Raw genomic sequence first — 21,378 nt, 5'->3', positions numbered from 1 at the left:
CGCTACGCTAAATCTTGACCGGCTTGCCGAGCGCGCGGCGGACGGGGACGAATTGGCCGGAGTGCATCAGGCCGTGGTTGGCGATCAACAGGAAGACGTGCCCCACCGTCGGAAACATGGAGCGAAAATGCTCCGGGCTGGGCTGGTCGAGATCCTCGGCGGAGAGCTTGTCGAGCGCTGCCAGGACAGCCGCTTCCGCCTCGTCCCACAACTTCAAGTACTCCTGTTTCGAGGAGAATTTTGCCGGGTCGTTCTCGGCGATCGTCGTCTTGTTATGTGCCTCGGCGAAGCCGGCGGGCAAGGCCGCGGCGGCGCTGGGACGGACCGCTTCCAGCAAGTCGTGAGATGACGCGATCAAGTGTCCCAACTGCCAGGCCAAGTGGTTGCAGTCGGGGTGCGGACGTTTGAGCAACTCCGCGTCCGTCAAATCGTCGAGGTATGTCTTGATCACGGTCGTGCTCAGGGCATGCGCCGTGCGTATGGCATCGTGGGCGTTCATCTGTTGGATTCCTTTGCGTTGCTCCGTACTGCGTGAACTCTCCGCTCTACCACCTCAGGCGGGACTCTTGAGAAACGCCTCGATGCGATCGAAGCCGGCCTCGAGTTGTGGCAGGCTCGTGGCGAAGGAGACCCGGGCGTAGCCCTCGGCGCCGAATGCGGAGCCCATCACGGTCGACACATTCTGTTGGGCCAGCAGCGTGAGGCACCAATCGGTCGAGTTGTTGACCGGCGTGCCGTTGTACTTGCGTCCGAGATGCGCCTTGATGTTGATGAAGGCATAAAACGCGCCCGACATGCAGGGGCAGCTTAGCCCCTGGATGCTCTTGATGCGCTCGGCCACGAAGTCGCGTCGCTTCGAGAACTCGCCCAGCATGTCGACGACGCACTGTTGCGAACCTTCGAGTGCCGCGACGGCGGCATACTGGCTGATGCTCGACGGGTTCGACGTCTCCTGGCTCTGCAAGTCAGCCATGGCAGTGGCGAGATTCTGCGGCGAGATCGTCCACCCGATGCGCCAGCCCGTCATGGCGTAGGTCTTGCTCACGCCGTTGACGAGCACGGTGCGATCCTGCAGACCGGGACGCACGTTCGGAAAGCTGGTGAAAACCGCGCCGCCGTAGATCAGACGCTCGTAGATCTCGTCCGAGACGACGGTCAGATCGTGATCCAACACGATGTCGGCCAGTTGTGCCAGTTCGTTGTGCGTGTACATGCTGCCGGTGGGATTCGACGGCGAGCAAATCAGCAGGACCTTGGTGCGCGGCGTGATGGCGGCCTTGAACGCGGCCGGCGTGAGCTTGAAGTCGTGCGATTCTTCCGTCTCGACGATCACCGGCACGCCCCCGGCCAGCTTGACCAGCTCGGCGTAGCTGACCCAGTACGGCGCGGGAATGATCACCTCGTCCCCCGGATCGCACAGCACGGTGAAGACGTTGTGCAGCGAGTGCTTGGCGCCGTTCGACACTACCACCTGACTCGGCTTGTAGGCGATGCCATGCGCCTCTTCGTACTGCTTGACGACGGCGGCCTTCAACTCGGGAATGCCGCTGGCCACGGTGTAATGCGTGTGGCCGGCTTTCATCGCGGCGACCGCGGCGGCGCAGATGTGCTCGGGCGTGGTGAAGTCGGGCTCGCCGACGCTGAAGTCGTAGACCGTTTTGCCCGTCGCCTTGAGCTCCTTGGCCTTGGCGGCCATGGCCAGCGTGGCCGAGGGTTCGAGCGCCTGAACGATCCGCGAGACCTTGGGAGGCATGTGCCACAACTCCGAGCAGGGATATAAGGTTAGGCAAGGGGAGGAACGGTTGCCGGCCCGCGCTACGCGCGGCGAGCAAGCCCCCTGCTGCGGGACAATCATAGTGCCACGGATGTTCGCATCCAAGGGCCGCTGAGGTACGAAGTAATCGACCTCCGACAGAAGGTTGAATCCCCCCCAAGGCAGCGTGGATCAAGCCCGATCTCTCCTCCGCGCTGCCGCGCCTCTGCGTGAACCATTCCCCTGTCATAGCCCCTTGCAGAAGCCCCCACCGCGCGCATACTCACGGGCTACGTTTCAACCATCTCATTCGACCTGCCAGCGCGGGGGAAAAGCTATGCGTCGTGCGAAGATCTCGATCATTGGCGCCGGAAACGTCGGCGCGACCTGCGCTCACTGGTGCGCCGCCGCCGAACTGGGGGACGTCGTCCTGCTGGACATTCCGCAGACCGGCGACATGCCCAAGGGCAAGGCGCTCGACCTGATGCAGGCCTCGCCGATCGTGGGTTTCGACTCGAACGTCGTCGGCACGAACAGCTACGACGACACCGCCGGCAGTGACGTGGTGGTGATTACTGCCGGTCTGCCTCGCAAGCCGGGTATGAGCCGCGACGATCTGCTGAGCACGAACGCCAAGATCGTGGCCGCCGTGACCACCGAGGTGAAACGCACCAGCCCCGATTCGATCATCATCGTGGTGAGCAATCCGCTCGACGCCATGGTGCAGCGGGCCTTCCAGGTCAGCGGTTTTCCGCCGGCACGCGTGCTGGGCCAGGCGGGCGTGCTCGATACGGCCCGTTATCGCACCTTCCTGGCCATGGAGTTGGGGGTCAGCGTCGAGGACGTGCAGGCCCTGCTGATGGGTGGCCATGGCGATACGATGGTCCCGCTCCCCAGTTGCACCTCGGTAGGGGGTATTCCCGTTACCCAGTTGATCAGCGAGAAGCGGCTGGCCGAGATCGTCGAACGGACCGCCAACGGCGGGGCCGAGATCGTGGGGCTGCTCAAGACGGGGAGTGCCTACTACGCCCCGGCGGCCGCCACGGCCCAGATGGTCGAGGCGATCGTCCGCGATAAGAAGCGGCTGATCCCCTGCGCGGCCTACTGCGACAAGGAATACGGCGTCGGCGGATATTACGTCGGCGTGCCGGTCGTGCTGGGCAAGGGGGGGGTCGAACGGATCATCGAGCTCCAGCTCGGCGAGACCGAAAAGGCGAAATTCCAGCAGAGCGTCACGGCCGTCCGAGAGCTGGTGAAGCGGATGGGAGAGCTTGGGGGGGAGTAGGGGGCAGGGCTGTGAATTGGTGATTTGAGCGGCCGAAAACGATTGAAATCGTGGAAAACTGGGCTGAGTTCGGCCGATGGAATCGAAGGCCGAACGAAGTGGGTGATTCCCGACTTTTTCTCCCCGGCGCGCCGTAGACAGCCAGTTTGTAACTGCGGTACACTGTAGGGCTTCCGCCGTGGGTAGCTGTTCGTACTAGCGCATATAAGGAGTACCAGTGGTTAAGTTGAAGGTTCGCGAAAGCGAGTCGATCCAGGAGGCGGTCCGCCGTTTCCGGAAGCTCGTCGAGCGCAGCGGCATCAAGAAAGAGATGCGCCGCAAAGAATATTACGAGAAGCCCAGCGACACCCGCCGCCGTGCCCGTTTGCGTGCCGAGCGTCGTGCCCGCAAGGGTCGTGGGTTACCCCGCTAGTTTGCGGTGTTCTCTCCTGTCACACAGCGACTGCCGCAGGCAGGTCACGCGCGTGACTGCGAGGCGCCGGCGACGGTTATTCCAGCCGGCGACGCAGGGTATAGAAGGCTTCGGCCGGCTCCCATCGCACGCCGTCCATCGGGCGGATGCGGATCTCATAAACGAATCCCTCGCGAAGTTCCTCCAGGCGCAGACGCACCTGGCGTCCGTCGGGAGTTGCCTCGGCAGCGAGGATCTTCTCCGTTCGCCGATCCTGGTCCGGCCCGCCGTAGTCGGACGTGGGGATGCGGCGGAACGACGACACGGAATAGAACTTCACGTTCTCGAGCTGCGCTCGTTCGGCGGGCCGCGTGAAGGCGATCGTAAAGCCGTCGTTCGTGGCCCGCACCTCGGCGATGCCTGGCGGTAGCTCTGCCCGCGGGCATAGCCGCACGATGCTGCCGTTGTTGGCGCCGCCGCCCCAGGCACTGTCGCGAATGTTGCCCACGTAGAGGTCGCCATCGGGCGCCACCTGGCAGACGAGTGGTCCCAGGAGCGATTCCTCTCCTGCGGCCGGTGCGCGACTGAAGGGATACACGGCCCCCTGATACTCGCCCCCTACCTGCTCGAGGCTCATCCGCACGAGCGAGCGCGTGTCGTACTCGCAGCCGAGCAGGTGCCCTTCGAAGGGGCCGAACAGATCGCGTCCCAACTCGTCGCGCACCGCGTCGGGCGTGTTCAAGAAGCAGATGCCATTCACGCTGCGCGTCCACGGGTGCGGAATATCGATCGCGGCGAGCGTTGCTTCGGGGCGGAAGCCGGGCCGATTCTCGAGCTTGTTGATGAAACCGTAACGTTTCCCCTGGCGCAGATGGTTCAGCTCGTTGAAGGGGGTGTAGTTGCCCTGGTTGTCGGTGGCGAAGAGGTCCCCCTCGCGGTTGAGCGCGAGCCCCATGGGGAAACGCAATCCAGCGCACCACTCTTCGAGCGCGAAGCGGGCGGGGTCGTCGGGCGTGGGCTCGCGGGGGGCGAGTCGCAGGGCTCGCCCGCGCAGGTAGGCCGCGGGCTCGTCTCGCGTGTCTTGCTGACAGGGGAGGGCGATGTAGTATTCGCCGGCGGCGCTAGCGACGAGTCCCACCGCCCAATCGTGATAGTCGTGCGTGTGTCCCCAGCCCGAGACGAGCCGCTCGGTCCGCTCGGCCCGGCCGTCGCCATCGTCATCGTGCAAACGCAGCAGGGCGTACTTGTTGATTACATCGACGGCATCGCCTGCGATCGCCACGCCGTACGGGGCGGCGAGATCGTCGCTCAAGACCTGGGCCGTGTCTTCGAGGCTGTCGCCATCGGTGTCACGCGCCTGCCAGACTTGTCCCTTGAGCGAGGAGAAGACCAGCGTGCCATCGGGGCGCCAGGCGAGCCCCGTGGGCATAATCTCGTCGACCAGGGGGAGTCGCTCGGCCGTGAAGCCCGGGACGACGTCGATCGCGCCCGAGGGGGCATTCACCGCCACGGGCGTATCGAGCGGGAAGTGATCGACCGGCGCGGAGGTCAAGTATTCGAGTGCCACCGACAGAGGCGTGCCATCGGTCGGGGCGGGAATCGCCACCAGGGGTCGCCCCCGTTCGAGTTCGATCGTCGCGTCCGCCGGAGATACCACTCGCACCCGACACGCACCGATCGGCGCTCGCCAGGCGAACTCCGTCGCCGATGCCTGCGCCATCGCGTACGACCCACCGTCGCGCGGTGGCGGAAGCAATGCGAGTCGTAGCGTCGTGCCGCGCGGCAGACCTCGGAATGCGAACTCGCGTCGCACACCAGTCTCGTCGGAAGCGGCCTCATTTCTCCGCGCGGCGAACTGCTGCGCCACGTGTAGGGTGGTACGATCTGCCGAGTCGCTCTCGTGGGGGGCGAAGTGCAAGCGATACTCGAAGCGCAAGCCGTCTTTCGTATGCTGCCACTCATCGCATTCGGTGGCGAACTGCCCGCCGGCGAGCGGCTCGCGACGAGTGCCCTCCGCTTCGAGCGATACCTCGCTCGCGCGATCGATGGGGGGCGTGAGAAATTCTCCGCCGGGCTCCCAGTACCAGGTCTTGCCGCGCGTGCGCTGCCGGGCAGCGTCGCCGATCCACCAGCCCGCGAGCTGATTCTCGCGCAGATCGAACAGCACGCTCTGTCGATTGGGCAGCCCCACGACGAAGGGCTTGATGAACTTGTGCTTGCCCAGCTCGAACACATCGGTCAGCAGATGGGCCTCATGTTCGTCGGGAAGGTTCCGCGCTCGCACGACCCGCACGGCGTTGGGAGGTGGCGGCACGAAGCCCGGCTCGTTCAACACATGCCACACGGCGGCGAGCTGCGCCGAGAGTTCTTCGTCGAGCACGCCGCGAATCGCAAGCTGGATCGAGGGCATCTCCATCCGCGGCACGATGCGCGCCGGGTTGCGCACCCAGCGATCGTACCAGGGGCGGCGAATGCGCCGGCCCAATTCGGCCAGATCGGTACCGTGCGCGGCGAGCGCCACCTCGACGGGGGCGACCTCTCCGATGGCGTGGCAACTCGTGCAGCCGAAGCCCGCCGACGTGACGAGCCGGCTGCCCGCCAGGTGCAGCCTTGCAGCGTCGTCGACGGTTTGCTCTTGGTCGGCTGGGAGCGACGGTATGCGGTCTTCGTCAACGAACATCTCCACCAGTACCCGCGATTCTTCTTCGCCCAGAGAGAAGCGTGGCATGCGCAGATCGAGCCACGGTCGCAATCGTGGCGCGGTGGTGGCAATCGCCGCGGCCAGGGCCTCGTCGTGCAGCTTGTCGCCAATGCTGTTGAGCGCCGGCGGCGCCAGCGCGGCCAGGCGCGGCGACAAGGTTTCGTCCACTTCGGCCAAGGCGGGCAGCGTGGCAGCGATACCGGGACTGAGTCCGCGGGCGTGGCACGACAGGCAATTCCGCTCGGCCAACACGAGTTGCCCGTCGTACGCGCGCGAGGGATCGTCCGAGGCGGGAGTTGCCGATGTCGGCGGCAGCGCGGCGAGATAGGCACGCACCTCGGCGGCCTGCTGCGGGGGCAGCAGGAAACCCGGGCGCTTCCGCGCCACGTCGGGTGCTGTAAGACAATCGGCTTTCGACTCATTTGGGATCGGAGTCGCGATCGAGCTGCGTGCTTCGGTCAGCGCGGTTGTCTGTGGAAGTTGGTGGCAGTTGGCGCAACGATGCTCGGCGACAAGTTTCGCCCCTCGTTCGCGCACGTCCGCCGCGGCAGAAACGTGCGCGTCGTGCGAATCGTTCGGGCTCTTCAACGTGCTGAGATAAGCGGCCAGATTGGCCACTTCCTCGTCGCTCAGCGTGAAAATCGGCATGCGATGCGACGCGTTCAGCGTAGCGGGCTCGCGCAACCAGCGGACGAAGTATTCGGCCGGTCGCTTGTCGGCGACTTGCGTGAGGTCGCCACCGCCGAAGAGTCCCCCCACGCCGAGGTCGCCCACACGATGGCACGCCAGGCAGCCGACGCTGCGAAACAAGGTCGCCCCGGCCTCGATGCTGATCTTTTTCGTCTCTAGCGGTCTGGCGTCGTATTCTTCGGGCGCGTCGGCGAGGAGATAAGCGGCGATTGCGTGTGACTCTTCCGAAGAGAGCCCCAGCGAGGGCATGCGGCTGGCGACCTGATGCTCGCTGGCGTTTGTGTTTGACTGGTGTCCGGCGTGCTGGATCCATTCGGTTAGCCAGCCTGTTGAGATATGTCCGGCGAGGTGATCGAGTGCGGGGGCCGGCAGCACGTGCTGTTCGGCAAGTCCGGCGTGGCAGGCGCCGCAGCGTAAGCCATGTACAAGCGTTCGCCCCCGTTCGAAGCTGGCCAGGTCTTCGTCCGTGGGTTTGTGAAAGAGCTGCCAGGGGGGCACCGGCTCTAGCTGGAACTGCGGTCCCGACCAGTACAGCCCCAGTCGCGGCTCGGGGGCCTTCGGTTCGTACCGCACGTGCAAGGCATGCTCGCCAAAGGCCAGCTCGAGTGGCGCCGACTCGAGCCACGTGTCATCTGTGGGAGAAGCGTCGATGACCGAGCGTCCGTCGAGTTCGACCGTAACCCGCCCTGCCGCGTAGACGTGTAGTCGATATTCGCCTGGCGCCAAAACCGAGAGCATTCCCCCCCATTCCGCGGTCCAGCCTTGCGCCTCGATGCGCGGATCGGGGGCCCGATCGCGCCACTGGAACGCGAGAGCGGGATCGATGCGCCGGCAGACCCCTCCGGAGGCATCCCGATAGGTGGCAATCAGGCCGGACGAGTATTCCGTCTCGTCGTCTTCATCGGCTTCCGAGGCGACGGCGTCCTGCGACATCGCTGCATGCGACCATGCCGTTGCCAACGCCAGTGCCAGAAGCAGGTGCCAGAGGGTGCGCATCGGCTTAAGGCTGCCGCGGGTGAAGAAGGGGGGGAAAACGTGCAGGAGGACGGCGCTCGAACATCACCGCCATCCAGCGCCCAGGCATGCGCGAGAAGGGGCCACAGAGCAGCCCCGATTATAGTTCGACCTGCTGACGGCCGCACGCGCATCGGCACAAGAACCGCCCTTGCCCGAGAATCCACTAGGGACCGTCCAGCAGAGGTCACTCGCTGCGCGAAGCGGAGTAGTTCATGTCGCTGCTGGCCACCACCATGCCGGGGCGGAAGTGTGGTTTGGGGACCGCCGTTGTCCGGCGTCCCAGCACGTCGAGCATGTATTGGGCCGCCGCCTTCGACGCGCCGCCGTGACCGATTTCGTCGCGCAGCTCGGCCAGTCGCGCTTCGAGCGCTTGCCGCGCATGAGGATCGGTCAGCCAGCCAACGATGTGGTTGGCCAGTTGATGCGACTTGTCTTCGCAGGTCAGATATTCGGGAAACAGGACGCGTTCCGCACCTGGCTGACTCGGGTCGTAGGGGGTCAGGTCCTGGGGAAACAACTCCTCGGCGGTGAGCAGATTGACGAGCGTGATGTACTTCACCCGGCGGAAATAACCCTGCACGAAGAAGGCCAGCCTGCTGATCCAATAGAGCACGACCGTCGGCTTGGCGTGGTGCAACAACTCGAGCGATACCGAACCGGAGACCGCCATGCAGCACTCGGCCAGGTGAATCAACTCGGGCGTGCGGCCCACGTGTACTTCAATGGGCAGCTTGAGCCCCTCGATCGCGGCGCGGGCGATCTCGGCCTGCTTGGCGCGGAACGAAGCAATGGCGAAGCGCGTGTTCGGTTCGCGGGCGTGAATCTCGGCGGCGGCCCTCAGGAACCAGTGCAGGTTCTGCGTGACTTCCTGCGTGCGCGAGCCGGGGAGCAGTGTGACGAGCTTGCCCGGCTTGGCGCGTTCGGCTTCGATGAACGCCGCGTTCAGACGCTGCTCGCGCACCTCGTCGAAGTAGGGGTGGCCGACGAAGGTCGCGTTGCAACCCTGCTCGCGAAACCAGGTGGCCTCGAAGGGGAGGCTGCACAGCACGTGGTCGACGAAGCGGCGCATCTTGGTCACGCGCCAACTGGCCCAGGCCCAAACCTGCGGTGGCGCGTAGTAGAACACCGGAATGCCGTGGACCTTGGCCCGGCGCGCGATCCACCAGTTGAAGCCGGGGTAATCGATCAGCACGACCGCATCGGGGCGATGATGGCGGAAGTGCCGATCGGCCAGGCTGACCAGGAAGGCGAACTTGTGGATGTTGATCAACACGCGCAGGAACCACATCACGGCCAGGGCCGTCAGATCGGCGTGCAACTGGCAGCCTGCCTCGGCCATGCGCGGTCCGCCGTAGCCGACGAAGCGGATATTGGCCTGTCGACGAGACAGCTCGCGCATCAGGTTCGCGGCATGCAGGTCACCACTCGGTTCGCCTGCCGAAAAGAAGATCGTCAACGGTCGGTTCGTCGCTTGGTCGGGCATGACAGGCTGTTTTCCGAAGACGCGAGATTGTGGAGAATCGTGTAGCTGGACCATCACATCAAGCAGAGCGACGCAGTCGCGGCTCGTTCGTGGAAGACGCCGCGGCGCTGGACCTGCGTGGATCGGTACTTGCGTGGGCGCTGCGATGGAGCCGCACCCGTTCGTCCTGGGCAGCTATTTCCGCCGACGATTGCGCACGCCAGCGCCGCGCCTGCCACCAGATGGCAAACAGCTCGCCCGGGCGTGTGCGGCGGTCGCTCGTGGTCGGCGCGTGGCTGGGCTGTTGATGGTCGACGTAGATTTCTCCCACGCGAAATCCTCGCCTCGCCGTCCACGTGGCCAAATGACGCACTAGTCCCGGCAGTGGAGGCAGGCCGGCTACGGTCTCGTGCCGCGCGGCCCAGAAGAGGCAGCCAGGATCGTGGGCGTCCGTGCCCAATAAGAGACGTCGCGGCAGGTGACGCGTTGCGAGCAGTGTTTTCTGGAAACGGGTTTGGCGTCGTCGTCCCCAGACGAGATCGGCCCGCGACAGCCGCTCGACCATCCGTGGGATGTCGCTCGCCGAGTAGCGTTCGCCTGCCTCGAGCGCGATCAGTATCTCGCCTTGCGCCGCGGCGATGCCCGCCGAGAGACAGGCGGTTGTTCCCGCGCGCTCCGCCAGGCTCACCCGGCGCAAGACAGGGAACTTTGCTCGGAGCCGATCGAGTGCCGCCTGTTCTTCCGTGGCGTCGTCGATACAGACGATCTCATGCGCGGGATCGAGGGCTTCGAGGGCGTCGCAAAGCGCAGGCAATTGCCGCTCGAAATGCTCGACGCCGCACGAGAGGGGCACGAGAAGGGAGTAGCGGATCACGCCGGTTGTCCTTGCTGGCCATTCGCCCGCGGCACGATCCCAAAACGCTGCTGCCAGCAGCGCCACCAAAAGATTCGTGCAAGGGTGGCGAAGTATGGCAGAACGATTCTGCCCGGGGTAGGTCAGTTGATCGGCTCGATGTTTTGCCGCGCGGCGCAGGGCTGGTTACGATAGCACCGGATCTGCTAGCACCCCGCCTTCGTCGTCCGCCGAACTTTCACCCCCCGCCGGCGAGGAACTGCGCTTGCCGCCCGATCGCCTTCCATCGTGTCGCGCACACCGCAGGGCTTATGCCTTGGGGCTGTTGCTTGCTAGTGGCGCCTTATTCACGAACGCCGCCTCGGGGATCGACTGGCGCTACCTCGAAGGCCACACCGATCCGATCTATGCAGTGGCCTATTCGCCAGACGGGCGGCTCATTGCGAGTGGCAGCTTCGACAAGACGGTCCGCATCTGGGATCGCGCCACAGGACGCACGTTGCGCACGCGGGCCAATCACTCGGGCCTTGTCTTGACGGTGGCGATCTCGCACGACAGCCAGCGCATGGCCTCGGCGGGACTCGACAAGTTGATCCTTGTCGACGATCTTCCACCACCGGGGCCGCTGGCAGAACGAAGCGATCTGCCGGCCGAGGTACTTACGCTTGCGCTTAGCGCCGATGGCAAGACGCTCGCCGCCGGCGACGCAGAGGGGCACGTCCGTTTGTATGCGGCGGAATCGCTCGAGCCCACGGCCGAACTTTCGGGCGGTTCGTCGGCGGCGCAGGCGATTGCCCTTCGCAACGATGGGGCGCTGGTTGTCGCTGCGCATGCCGATGGAGTGTTGCGCTCGTGGCAGGCGTCGGATGGTGTCGCGCAGGAGTCGCTCAAGTTGCCCGCGATCTCGCGCGCCGTCGCGTGGCATCCCGATGGCAAGACGCTCGCCCTGGGCGGCGATGACGGGCATCTGCGGCTGTATCCCTGGCCTCCGGCGCCACCAACCATACTGACGGCCGGCTCGCCCTTGGTCGCCCTGGTTGCCGCGCCGGATAGTAGTTGGATCGCGACTGCGGCCGAAGATGGCGTGGTGCGTTTTCACAATCCGGCTGACGGCACGGAACTGCGACAAGCCAATCCTGGCGATGGCCCCCTGACCGCCCTGGCACTGCGCGCGGATGGACTGCTGCTTGTCGTGGCGACCGCGGCGGGCAAGCTGCACTTCGTCGACCCCGCCAGCGGGGCGCTCTTGGGATCGTTCGCGGCGCATACCGGAGCGATTCGGCAAGTGGCCTATCATCCCAACGGCGTGCAATTGGCGACGTCCGGCGATGATGGCAGCGTGCGGCTCTGGGATCTTCCCAGCGGCACGATGGGCCCCGCGTTTGAAGGGGCGCCGTGGCCGGTGTTGGCGGCCTCGCACGATGGCGCGCTGCTGGCGGTACAGTCCGACGATGCGACGCTGCGCATCATCAAAGCGGACGACGCCAGCGACATCCGTAGCCTCGCCATTCCAGTCGCCAACTCGCGCGCCGCGTGCTTTTCGCCCGATGGTTCGAAGCTGATCGTCGCGGGGGACGACGGTCACCTGAGAATCGTGACGCTGGCCACGGGTGGCATCCTGGCGATTGAAACCGCGGCGCCGGTGAGTGCCGTTGCCGTGCGTCCGGCGGGCGAACAGATCGCCGCCGGGGGAGCGGACGGTGTGGTGCGCATCTGGAACGTGGCCGACGGCGCGCACGTGCGCGATCTGTCGGGACACACGGCGCCGATCGTGGGACTAGCCTTTTCGTCCGACGGCGCCGAACTGAGCTCGCTGGGCGATACCACGCTCCGCCGCTGGAAGATTGACGACGGTTCGTCTCTGTCGGTGGAAGACACGGGTCTCGCGCTGGCGCCGTTGACACTCGCGCAAGGCCGTTACATCCGCGGCGTGACCATGCCGCTTGCCGGAATCTTGCATCCGCCGGAGGGGGCCACGGTGGCGTTGTCTTTCAACGCCGATGGCTCGCGGCTATGGACGGCGGGAAAGCAGGGCCCGGCATGCTGGTGGAACGTTGCCGCGCGCAGGATCGAACGAGAGTTCGCTGCGACCGAGCCGATCCAGGCAGCCGCGATGAGTGGCGATGCTACTCGAGTGGCGCTGGCCAGTGGGACAGGGAACGTGCAAGTGCTGCAAGTCGCCGATGGAGCCGTGGCGGCGCAGTTCACGGTGTCCGAGGGGGGGTGTGCGTTGCGGTTTTCGAACGATGGCAGCCGGTTGATGCTGGGAGCGGCCGATGGACAAGTGCGCGTCTTCGACTGGATGACCGGCGCAGTAGTCGACACGCTCGCCGATCACCTGGGCGAGATTCGCGGACTGGCGGTGTTACCCAACGGAGAGCGAACGATTACGGCCAGCGCCGATGGATCGGCACGCTTGTGGCGCCAACCGCTCTTGCGTTCTGCTCTGCTGCATCAGGGTCCCATCACCGCCGTGCAATACAACGCCGATGGATCGCATCTTTTCACGGCTGGCGAGGATGGCAAGCTGGGGCAATGGAGCGGCGCGGATCTGTCCGATCTGCGCGCGTTGAGTACAACGCTCGGACGCCAACGATCGCTCGGTTTTGCCGCGGGCAACAGTAGTCTCGCGGCAGGCGGCGACGATGGCACGCTACGGGTCTGGAACACAATCGACGGAAAATTATTGGCGACCATCGACACGGGCGCGCCGATCGCAGGTGTCGCGCTAGCGAGCGATGGCCGCCAGGCGGTGGTGGCGGGGGCCAATGGACATCTCCGCGGCTATCGAGTCGCGGATGGACGATTGCTCGAGGACCGCATCACGGGCAGCGCGGCGACTACCTCGCTCGCTGCAATGCCTGACGCCACGGCAGCGATTGTCGCGGCGAGTGATCGACGCCTGCAACGCGTGGCCCTAGCGGCGGCGCATCCCCAGCAGACCCTCACCGGACATGAGGCGCACGTCTACTCGGTGAGCTTCCATCCCGACGGCAGCCAGCTTGTCTCGGCCGGAGGCGACAAGGCCGTGCGCTTTTGGTCGCTGGCCGATGGCAAGAACGTCTTCAGCGGCACGGGGCACGCCAGCCAGGTGTATGGCGTGGCGTATCGGCCCACTGGTGGCGAGGTGGCCAGTTGCGGCGCGGACAACACCATTCGCCTGTGGAATCCCTCCGATGGTCAGCAGACGCGCGAGATTCGCGAGGGCATCGACGACATTCTCTACTCGATCGATTACTCTCCCGACGGTTCGCACCTGCTGACGGCCGGCCTGGCCAAGACCTGGCAGGTCCGCGACGCCGGTCAGGATGCCGCGCGGCAAACGGTGGGGGGGCACGAGGATCACATCTACCGCGCTACCTACGATCCCGATGGGAAGCGCATCGCCACGCTCGGCTATTCCGGCGCCTTGATCGTGTGGAATGCCGCGTCGGGCGAGATGCTCCATCGCGAGCAGTTGCCGGTCAAGCAAGCTTATGGCGTGGCATGGTCCCCCGACGGGCGCGAATTGGCCGTTGCGACGCAAGACGAACGCTTGTTGATCGGCGACGTGCCCGAGGCGGCACGACTGCCGGAGTAACGCCCGCGCAAGGAGTCCCCGCGGCGGAGCGTTCGTATTGACGTTGCTGGTGGTTTTGCGTCATGGTGTGCGTCGTTGGCACATCTCATCTGGCCCGACATCTGGGCAGCGATCTTGTCTCGTCATCCTGCGAGGAGGAATGACCATGAGCATTCTGAAAGAGTTTCGCGAGTTTGCGCTCAAAGGCAACATGATCGATATGGCCGTCGGTATCATCATCGGCGGGGCTTTTGGCAAGGTGGTGACATCGCTCGTGAATGACGTCATCATGCCCCCCATTGGCACGCTGGTGGGGAACGTCGACTTCTCGGGGCTCTCGATTCCGCTGCGCGAGGCGGCCGAAGGCAAGACCGAGGTGCTGTTGCGCTACGGCGCCTTCATCAACACGCTGGTCGACTTTCTGATCGTGGCGGCGGCGATTTTCGTGGTCGTCAAGGCGATGAACACGCTGCGGCGCAAGAATGAGGAGAAGCCCGCCGAGCCGGCGGCTCCCACCCCGCAAGAAAAGCTGCTCACCGAGATTCGCGACCTGCTGAAGTCGCGCAGTTGAACGGTTCCCCCACGCGCCACAAAAAAAGCAGCCGACGAACGATTCGTCGGCTGCTTGAAGTTTGTGTCGGTCAGTAGCGACTAGCGGTCGAGCGAGGGGGGAGCAGGGGCCTCGGTGTCGGTTTCGAACTCCTGCATCTCGCCCGGCATCTCGCCCGGATGCACCGTCTCGACGCGTTTGCGGGCGTCGAACTCGGCGTACACCTTTTCGTAGAGATCGTTCGAGTAGGGAAGGGCGGGATTGATTCCCATGCGGGCCGCCTGATCCTGCTGCTGCAAGAGACGAGTGAAGGTGTACGGCCGGAAGTAGTAGTTCGCGTGGGCCTCGGGGAAGTACTCGACGTGCGGCAACAGGTTGCAGGTCGAGCAGCAGTGCGGGACCTTGCCGTGCTTCAGACGCGGCTCGGTGTGGTACCAGAAGTTTCGCAGGTTCGGGTCCTCGTCGTAGGGACGCACCCAGGGTGGCATTTCCTGACCGGTGTACAGGTAGTCGAACGGACCAGGGCCGGTGAGGGGGCCGTTCGAGGCCGCCGGATTCGAGACCGAGGGATTCGGGACGGTCGGTGGAAGCACCCGGCCCGGCTCGCGAGTTACCTGGTTCTGCTGCACCGTGCGAGTCGTAGCCGCGGCCGGCGTGGCGTGAGGCAGCGGACGCGGCGCCGCCACCACGTGATCGGCGTGCGAATGATGTTGCTGGTTCGTGGTCGCCGGCGCCTTGGCGACTTTATTCGCCGGACGCACGAAGTTCTGGGTCGGCTGAGTCGCCACCGCCTTGGCGGTCGGAGCGGGCTTCGCGGCAGCCAATTTCGCCGCAGGTTCCACCGCGTGCGTTGGCTTCTTGGCGATCGGCTTCGGCGACACCGGAGCCGTGTTCTTGGCAACTGGCTTGGACTCGGTCGGGCGAGTCGTATTGCTCGTGTTGTTGTGCGAGGCGGGCATCACCTTGTTGATGCCGGCTTGCACGCCGTTCTTCAGCTCGTTGAAGAACGAATTGCGTTCCGCTGCTCCGCTATCCTCAACGCTCGACGCAGCGAGGGACGGAGTCGTGGCAGGGTTCTCGGAGAAGCCGGCGATGGCAGATTGGGCACGCTCGAACTTGGGCGAGGGTGCTGGAGCCACGTCCGGAGACACCGGCTCTGCCGCGACGACGACCGGCGACGCGTCAGGGAGCGGAGGCGTGGGGAGTTTCGAGACGTATTTTTGTTCGGCTTGCGGTTCTGTTTCGGCCTTGTTCGTCATCAGGCCGATCGAAGCGGCCTCTTCGAGCTCGGTGCTGGTGGCGGTTGGCGAGACGGTGTGATCCTTCACGCGAAACTGCATCACCATCTTCGACGCGGGGCTGAAGCCCGTGTTCCCCACCATCGCCGGCATGCGAACTTCTTCGCGTGCCTCGAGTACGATCGGTTGCGTAACGACCGGGGCGCTGGCCACGGTCGGCGCCGCCACGCGATGCTGTGTCGGTGGCGTGGCGACCACCGGTGTCGCTTCGACGGGTGCCGGCGATGGCGTAGGCAAGGTCGGTACGCTGGCTGCCACCACGATGGGTTGGCGTGCGGTCGCGGCATTGCGCGCCGGTGCCGGCTGATTGTCGGCAGTCACGACGAACAGGCTGAAAAGCACAGCGGCAGCGGCGTGCATAGGAACTCCCCGCGCGGATCGGTATCTACGGATGGAACGGAATCTTGTGAGGCAACGCCTCAATTCCCTCATGTGTATCGGCCGGCACAACGGGACGCCGAATCAAATAATTCCTGCTCGGCAGACTTTGCGTAGACTTCCCAGTGTACGTTTTGTCCAAAGGCGATGCACTGGCCCGCTTAACTCTCATCGGCCATGAATCGGTGCGAGCTCGCGTGCTCAGGGTCGTTCATCCGCGTGCCTGTGTACTCGCGACGTCGTTTAGAGAGGTACCTCCTCCTCGGTCGGCCGGCGGCTGTCGCGTTGCGATCGAGGAGATAAGAGGCCTTGCTGCCTTCCCCTCGCCTGGCACCTGTCGCGCCAGCGTTTTTTCGCTGGCAGCAAGCAGTCGTGGCAAAGGCCCGCTCTGGCCCAAGCAATTCGCCGCGTGCGATCGCCCCCCCACCCACGCCACTGGATGGCCGGTAAAAGTGCGAATCTTGGCATCGTCCGCAGCTTGGCCAGGATTGGCTTAACTACTTCAACCCGTATGGCCGAGATTGCTGTTAAGTCAGGTGCATCGGGAGCAACCGGAAGATTTGATTCAACTGGTACATCCCGAGGGACCGAAAGTAGTGAAACCGAAGCGCTGATTCCTCGCCAACCAGGCCTTGCGCCGGCGACGGATCACCTTGGTTCCCGCTCGGCAGGCTGGTGACGCAGGGAAGCGGCCGAAGTGGGGGGCATTAGGATCCACCAGCACGTGTCCGCACGAAACAGGCAGAAGCATAGAGACATGCGAATGCAGACCTCTCTCCTGAAGCAATGCTCCGTTCCGGGTGTCTTGCTGCTGGCGCTCGCATCCGGTCAAGCCAAGATGGCCTGGGGCCAGACGTCGCCACCGCAAATGGTCGAGTCGCCCACCCAAATGACCATGGTGCAGGACGGCACGGCTCTCGTGCGACTGCCCTCGGGTGCGCCCTCGATGCAGTACCAGCACATTAATTTCAGCCCGATTACCGCGCCTGGGGCAACAGCGCAGGGGGTGACGAATGGCAATGGGGCGCCCGCCGGTCCGCTGGGACCCGCCGTACAAGGCCCCGCGTCCGCCGATGCCACCGCGGCCCAGCCGGCCGTGCAGCCTGCTGTCGGCGACCAGGGTAAGCATGCCAAGTCCGACGGCAAGTCGGTCGAGCATGCCGTGAGCAAGATGCCCAAGCATCTGCAAAGCAAACGTACATCGCGCGATATCCGGCTGGCGAACCATCAGCCGGCGCCCCCCCCCGGTCCCAACGCTCGCGACATCGACCAGATGGGGCGCATGGCGCAACCGAACGAGGAAGAGCAGGAGCCGGTGATCCGCAATCGCCAGACCGATATCACGGCGACTCCGGAAACTCGCGCCAAGCTCGACTCGCTGATTCGCACCATCGACGACGTCGAAGCGACCTTGAACATCTACCTGCGTCGTTCGCGCATCATCATCACTCGCGAGCCGATCTCGCGCGTCTCGATCGCCGATCCAGGCATCATCGAGTTCGTGCAGTACAGCCCGCGCGAAATTGAAGTCATCGGTCTCGAGACGGGCGAAACCTCGCTCACGATCTGGTTCGGCGAGCAGCAACAGCGTGAAATGGTCCGCTACCTGGTGCGCGTCGCTCCCGATCCCGGCGAGCAGACCGAACGCGAGATCGAATACGGCGAACTGCAGGATCGTGTCAACGAGTTCTTCCCGAACAGCTTCATCCAGTTGATTCCGATCGCGGACAAACTGATCGTTCGCGGTCAGGCTCGCGATCCGGAAGAAGCCACTCAGATCATGTCCGTGATCCGCGGCGAAGCGGTCAATCAAACCGGTCAGCTCGTCGGGCCTGGTGGCTATGGTGGTGGTATCAATCCCTGGGGCGGCGGCGGCTGGGGTGGCTTCGGCGGCGGTCTGCTCAATCAGGGTCCGGCGGCTCGGCTCTATCCCGATGCCAGCGACACCACGGCGAGCAACATCATCAGCCTGCTCGAGGTGCCCGGCGAAATCCAGGTCATGCTCAAGGTGCGTATCGCGGAGCTCAAGCGGAGTGCGTCGCGAACGCTCGGCACGAACTGGAGTCTCACGAATCCGAACTTCCGGCTGAGCAACAACAGCGGAGGCGCGGGCGCCAATATCGGCTTGACCATTCTGGGCACGACGACGGTCAACCTCGCCCTGCGAGCTATCGAAACGAACGGCTACGGCAAGATTCTGGCCGAGCCGAACCTGGTGGTCTTGAACGGCAACACCGCGAGCTTCATCTCGGGTGGTGAATTCGCCGTGCCGACGGCGGTCGGCGTCGGTGGTATCGGTGCCGTGGCCACGGCGTTCCGCGGCTTCGGCACGCAGTTGAGCTTCACGCCGATGGTGATCGACAAGGACCGCGTGCGTATGAACGTCATCCCGACCTTCAGCACGCCCACGGTCGCCAACACGGTGAACGGTATTCCCGGTTTGGAAAGCCGTTCGGTACAGACGACGGTCGAAATGCGTGAAGGTCAGTGGCTGGCGATCGCCGGTTTGATCGCCGACGATCAAAGCGGCAGCATCACGGGTGTGCCGATCTTGCGAAACATCCCGATCGTGAAGCTGCTCTTCAGCGACAAGGGGACGAGCCGTCAGGAGACGGAGCTCTTGGTGCTGGTCAGCCCCGAGTGGGTCCACCCGCTCGAACCGGAAGAGAAGCCCGCCTTGATCCCCGGCATGGACATTACCGAGCCGGACGATTGGGACTTCTATATCCGAGGCCGCATCGAAGGGCGTCCACACTGCTATCACCGCAGCACGGTCTGGTACACGTGGCAACACCTGGTGAAGGATGCCCGTTGGAACCGGGATTATCACACGAGCGAAGGACACTATATCAACGGAACGCACGGATTTTCCGAATAGAGATTAATAGGACGAGCGTGCGTCGCGGGGGCCGACCCAGGTCCCATACCAGTAGGGGGGATGGATCGAGATGAGTTGCTCTAGGAATTGGAGATTGACGATCGCGGCCGCCTTACTGGCCGTGCTCCACATCGCCTCGGGGTGCTGCTCTGTATGCGGCCACGCCGGAGGAGGATGTGGCTGCGGCGGATGCAAGATTCAGCGCTGCTCGGGGGGGGGCTGTGGCCTGGCAGGCTGTGGCGGCTGTGGCTTAGGGGGGAACTACAACCCCTATGCCGTTCCGCCACCGCCACCGATGCTCGGCTACGTGGCCGATCCCTGGTGGCGCATCCAAGAGTCGCATGGCGAGGCCGCCAATGACTTCGTGGTCTACGAGCACGAATTCACGCAGGACAAAGTTCGCTTGAACACCGCAGGCATGGATCACTTGACCCAGATCGCGGTCCGCCTGAACAACGGGGCCAACTACCCCGTTGTGGTCGAGCGAAACATGAGCAGCGTCAAGGAAGGAACCGAGTTCGAATACCCGGTGAATCCGAATCCCAAGCTCGACGCCGAACGACGCGAATTGATCGTGATGGCGCTGGCCGAGATGGGGGTTACCGATGCCGAACGCCGCGTGATCGTGGCGGGCGACCTGGCCGAAGGTCTGGAAGACTTCCAGGCCGAGCGCGTCTTCCAGCAGTTCGGCTACCAGGGCTATGGCGGCTTTGGCGGCGGCTGGGGCGGTCTTGGCCAAGGCGGCCTGGGCGGCTTCGGCGGCTTCGGCGGCTTTGGCGGTATGGGCGGCGGTTTCTTCTAAACGAGTTGAAACAAGACCAGACTCATGGATGGGACTGGTCGAACAAGCACGGGCGGCCGACGTTTCACGCCGCGAGCCGACGATCCTGCCTCGCGCAGCATCCGAAAACTCGCCGCCGAAACGCCGGCCGCTTGGGCCGTTGGGGACAGGTCCACGTTACCCAGGGATGGGAAGCTCATGCTACGTCATACAGCGCGGCTCTCGGCCTTCGCACTTCTGCTCTCCTCGCTGGGAGCGCTCACGGGCTGTTCGAGTCTTAAGCCCGCGAAGATTCCCTTCATCACCACCAACGGCGAGATCGATGCCCAGATCGCCATGGCGCGCATGGCCGAGCAAGGCAACGACAACGAGCGGGCCAGGCAGATCTACGACCAGGTGCTGAAAAAGCGTCCCAAGAACGCCATGGCCTACCATCGCTTGGCGGTCATGTCGGCCCGCGAAGAGCGACCGGAGAAGGCGGACGAATACTTTGCCAAAGCCCGCGAGTTGGCCCCGCAGGATCCTGAACTGCTTGCCGACATCGGCTATCAGCACTTCTTGCAGCGACGTCTGCCCGAGGCGGAAGAGGCGCTGCGTGCCGCGATCGAAGTCGATCCGAAGCATCAACGCTCGCTGAATAACCTGGGGCTGGTCATGGGACATCAGGCCCGCTTCGATGAAGCACTCACCTATTTCCGCCGCGGCGGCACGGATGCCGAATCGCACGCGAATCTGGCCTTCGTGCTCGCCTTCCATGGCCGGTTCGAAGAAGCGAAACGCAATTATTCACTCGCGCTATCGAAGAATCCGGGGCTGAAGGTTGCGGCCGAAGCCCTGGTCGAGCTGAACAAGGTGGTGCCCGACTATCGTCCCCCGATGCAGCCCGGCATGATCGCGGGTGCTCCGGGTGCGCCCATGCAGCCTGGTGCTGCGATGATGCCCGGTGCTGCGATGATGCCTGGCGCTGCGATGCCAGGCGCGCCTGGTATGCCGGCGATGGCCGCGATGCCCCCGGCGGGTATCGCCCCGGCCGGTGCGATGCAACCCTACGGGCCTGGTATGCCGAACGGAGCCATGCCGACGCAGCCGGTTCCATTCCATCAGCCGATGGGAACGCCCGGTGCGCCTGCCGGCGGATATCCGGCGACCCCGATTCCGACCACGAACGTGGGCCCTAGTGCATCCCCCGCGGCGGCCTTGATGCCCGCGGGACCGCCCGCCGAGTTGAGCCCCTATCCGACGACTTCCACGGCGCCGGAAATGCTTCCGCTCTCGACACCGGCCGGTTCGAACGTTCCGGCCAACATGACGGCTCTGCCGCCAGTCGGCGCTGGCTAAGCGTCGCGGCTCGCGATCGAATAATCGCTTCTTAACGCGTGCCAGAGGTAGAGGAGAATTCCTCGGCTGGCACGCGTTTTTTTATGGCGCCGAGACGATGTCTGGCCGCGCCGGCAACCACCGCTCGACGGCGCCTCGCTCGGCGTCTATCATGCGGGACGCCCGCCGTGTAAGTCATGCCATGATTCGGCCTCGCGCCGTCCTTCCAGGAGTAGGGGGATTTTTCGATGCAAGGTGACGACCTGACCGAAATCTACGCGACGACCGATCCCGCTCTGGCGCAGATCATCAAGATCGCGCTGGCCGAAGAAGGGATTGCATGCGAGCTCGAGGGGGAGCACCAGGCAGGTCTGACCGGCATCTTCGACATTCGCATCTTCGTACGCGCTGCCGACGCCGATCGTGCGCGCGAAATCATCGAGCAGCACCAGCACCACGCTTGAG

General features: G+C 64.6%; 14 protein-coding genes. 8 read left to right on the top strand and 6 right to left on the bottom strand.

What is annotated here, in order from left to right; translation table 11 throughout:
* Window positions 1-7: 7 nt before the first annotated feature.
* The gene (locus KF708_09150) at window positions 8-499 is read right to left on the bottom strand and encodes a DinB family protein (GenBank protein MBX3412841.1); all 492 of its coding nucleotides are present in this window, start codon (window positions 497-499) and stop codon (window positions 8-10) included.
* A 54-nt stretch (window positions 500-553) separates the two neighbouring features.
* The gene (locus KF708_09145; protein MBX3412840.1) at window positions 554-1,753 is read right to left on the bottom strand and encodes a pyridoxal phosphate-dependent aminotransferase; all 1,200 of its coding nucleotides are present in this window, start codon (window positions 1,751-1,753) and stop codon (window positions 554-556) included.
* Window positions 1,754-2,090: 337 nt separating this feature from the next.
* Between KF708_09145 and mdh the strand changes: the two genes are divergently transcribed.
* Both mdh and rpsU read left to right on the top strand, forming a co-directional pair.
* Window positions 2,091-3,038: a malate dehydrogenase gene (mdh, locus tag KF708_09140; protein ID MBX3412839.1), complete on the top strand. Its 948-nt coding sequence runs from the start codon at window positions 2,091-2,093 to the stop codon at window positions 3,036-3,038.
* A gap of 217 nt (window positions 3,039-3,255) precedes the next feature.
* A complete protein-coding gene (gene rpsU, locus KF708_09135; protein ID MBX3412838.1) occupies window positions 3,256-3,450 on the top strand; it encodes a 30S ribosomal protein S21 in 195 nt (64 codons plus the stop codon).
* A 76-nt stretch (window positions 3,451-3,526) separates the two neighbouring features.
* Here rpsU and KF708_09130 read toward each other — a convergent pair whose 3' ends face one another.
* The 3 genes from KF708_09130 to KF708_09120 all read right to left on the bottom strand — a co-directional run bounded on the left by KF708_09130 (window position 3,527) and on the right by KF708_09120 (window position 10,173).
* Window positions 3,527-7,753 (bottom strand): c-type cytochrome, encoded by a 4,227-nt coding sequence (locus KF708_09130; GenBank protein MBX3412837.1) that lies wholly within the window; start codon window positions 7,751-7,753, stop codon window positions 3,527-3,529.
* A 268-nt stretch (window positions 7,754-8,021) separates the two neighbouring features.
* The gene (gene lpxB, locus KF708_09125; protein MBX3412836.1) at window positions 8,022-9,320 is read right to left on the bottom strand and encodes a lipid-A-disaccharide synthase; all 1,299 of its coding nucleotides are present in this window, start codon (window positions 9,318-9,320) and stop codon (window positions 8,022-8,024) included.
* Between the two features lie 58 nt (window positions 9,321-9,378).
* Window positions 9,379-10,173 carry a glycosyltransferase gene (locus tag KF708_09120; protein ID MBX3412835.1) on the bottom strand — a complete coding sequence of 265 codons (795 nt, stop codon included), beginning with the start codon at window positions 10,171-10,173 and terminating at the stop codon, window positions 9,379-9,381.
* 295 nt (window positions 10,174-10,468) lie between these two features.
* Between KF708_09120 and KF708_09115 the strand changes: the two genes are divergently transcribed.
* Together KF708_09115 and mscL are read left to right on the top strand one after the other, a co-directional pair.
* The gene (locus KF708_09115; protein ID MBX3412834.1) at window positions 10,469-13,732 is read left to right on the top strand and encodes a WD40 repeat domain-containing protein; all 3,264 of its coding nucleotides are present in this window, start codon (window positions 10,469-10,471) and stop codon (window positions 13,730-13,732) included.
* Between the two features lie 145 nt (window positions 13,733-13,877).
* Window positions 13,878-14,282 carry a large-conductance mechanosensitive channel protein MscL gene (gene mscL / locus KF708_09110; GenBank protein MBX3412833.1) on the top strand — a complete coding sequence of 135 codons (405 nt, stop codon included), beginning with the start codon at window positions 13,878-13,880 and terminating at the stop codon, window positions 14,280-14,282.
* A gap of 80 nt (window positions 14,283-14,362) precedes the next feature.
* Here mscL and KF708_09105 read toward each other — a convergent pair whose 3' ends face one another.
* The gene (locus KF708_09105; protein MBX3412832.1) at window positions 14,363-15,919 is read right to left on the bottom strand and encodes a hypothetical protein; all 1,557 of its coding nucleotides are present in this window, start codon (window positions 15,917-15,919) and stop codon (window positions 14,363-14,365) included.
* Between the two features lie 781 nt (window positions 15,920-16,700).
* Between KF708_09105 and KF708_09100 the strand changes: the two genes are divergently transcribed.
* From KF708_09100 to KF708_09085, 4 genes are all read left to right on the top strand, one after another.
* Entirely contained in the window at window positions 16,701-18,815 is a 2,115-nt protein-coding gene (locus KF708_09100) for a pilus assembly protein N-terminal domain-containing protein (GenBank protein MBX3412831.1), read from the top strand.
* A gap of 70 nt (window positions 18,816-18,885) precedes the next feature.
* Window positions 18,886-19,617: a hypothetical protein gene (locus KF708_09095; protein ID MBX3412830.1), complete on the top strand. Its 732-nt coding sequence runs from the start codon at window positions 18,886-18,888 to the stop codon at window positions 19,615-19,617.
* A gap of 177 nt (window positions 19,618-19,794) precedes the next feature.
* Window positions 19,795-20,934 (top strand): tetratricopeptide repeat protein, encoded by a 1,140-nt coding sequence (locus tag KF708_09090; protein ID MBX3412829.1) that lies wholly within the window; start codon window positions 19,795-19,797, stop codon window positions 20,932-20,934.
* A 227-nt stretch (window positions 20,935-21,161) separates the two neighbouring features.
* Entirely contained in the window at window positions 21,162-21,377 is a 216-nt protein-coding gene (locus KF708_09085) for a DUF2007 domain-containing protein (protein MBX3412828.1), read from the top strand.
* The last annotated feature ends 1 nt before the right edge of the window (window position 21,378 follow it).

The organism is Pirellulales bacterium (assembly GCA_019636335.1).
Taxonomy (GTDB): Bacteria; Planctomycetota; Planctomycetia; order Pirellulales; family JAEUIK01; genus JAHBXR01.
The sequence above is the reverse complement of the archived record's forward strand: the minus strand, read 5'-3'. Positions and strand labels throughout refer to the sequence as shown.